This is a genomic window from Mesorhizobium sp. ArgA1 (assembly GCF_053714375.1).
The window spans coordinates 1-1,548 of the sequence record NZ_JBSKBQ010000087.1 but is presented as its reverse complement, the minus strand read 5'-3'; the positions used below and the strand labels follow the sequence as shown (position 1 = coordinate 1,548).

Annotated in this window: 1 pseudogene; it reads right to left on the bottom strand. The window is 60.0% G+C overall.

The annotated features are described in order from the left end of the window. Positions 1–589 precede the first annotated feature (589 nt). Positions 590–1,548: pseudogene (locus ACWGTI_RS32400) on the bottom strand (IS110 family transposase); the annotation flags it as partial.

Below are 1,548 nucleotides of genomic sequence, written 5' to 3'. Positions count from 1 at the left end.
CTGATCGCCAAGATCGCTCAACCGCCGAAGCCGGTCATCGACATCGAAGAAACCAGGTGCAGTTCCCATAAAAGCCCTCCTCGCCATCAAGTGCCGTTGGAACCACAATTCGGGAGAAATGGCGAGGTTAATAGGAGCGTCCAGCTTCGCCAAGGGAAGGGCTGTCAGGGGAAAGTGTCTGGTGAATCGAAATGCCGCATGCGAATGCCTCGTGGGACGGTGGTTTTTGCGCCGTCTTGGTCGACAGTCCGGGGTGAGTAGGCCGGAGGATTTCACCCGCCGGCCTCTCGCAGAACGGTGCGTGAACCTCTCGATTCACACCGCTCCCATCAGGCATACGTATTCGTTCCGAACGCCTTCCAGTGCACAAACAGTCATGGATTTTCCCGCCTTTCTGTATTGGGCCTTCGTTCGTCAAGTCCCCTCTGAACGATATCTCGTCGCCAGGATCATGCTTCTGTCCGTGGTCAGCGCGAAGGCCGCCACACTTTGCCATCAGATCCAGAGCTGACAGGTCAATCTAGGAAGAGTGGTTTGCCGAAGCATTCACAGCACTACACATGACCCTGCCAAGCCCTCGTCCCGGCGAGAGGGCAGTGCCGTTTCGGCTCGCTCCGAACGCGGTCGCATCCACCCACATGCGATGGAGCACGACGCCCAACTTGCGGGCAAGGGCCACCTTGGCGCGCTTCATGCCCCGACGTTTCGCCACGTCGAGCGCCCGGTGCTTCAGGCTCGAGAAGCGGGTCGCCCGCGTCAGCATGACGTGCGCCGCTTCAAAGAGCGTAGTTCGCACCATGGCGTCGGCGACCTTGCTGACACCACCGTCCCGATCGGTCTCACCGGATTGATATTTTTTGGGCGTAAGCCCGAAGTAGGCTCCGACCGTACTGGATTTTCCAAACCGCATCGGGTCGTCCACCGCCGAGCGATAGGTCAGGGCGACCAAGGCGCTGAAGATCGCGCGCGCTGATAAGGTCTGCCGGCGATTGATGTGCACACCTGGCGTTCTCGCGATGGAGCTTGCTGAACTCGCACCACACAACGCCATCCGCGCCGCCAGCATCGCACCAATCACCGTCTCCAAAGTGACGTGCCCTGCTGTCAGCTCCCGGATGCGCGTCTCAAACTTTCCACGACTGACCTCTCCGACCTTCAGCCCATAGCCGCGCAAGATCCCGCGGATGCTAAGTTCGACGTCGAGAAGCTTGCCTTGCAGAAGCTTGCGTCCAACAAGAAGGGCTCGGCTATCCTTGCAAGTCACCGATTTGGCATGAACCGGACGGTACCATCCCATCCGTAGCAGTTGGGCGATCCCGCGTGCATCTTTCCGGTCGGTCTTCACCGTCATAGCCGAGAGCCCCGCCTTCACGTGCCGCGTCTCGAGCAAAACCGCATCGCGTCCGGCGGCCACAAGCCCGGCATGCAGCCATTGCGACAATGGCCTGGCCTCGAGTCCAATGCGACTAACAGACAATTCCAGTTCGTCGAAATAGCGGACCAGCGCCTCCGGCTCGCTGGCGATCTTGACCTCGCGCATGATCGCTC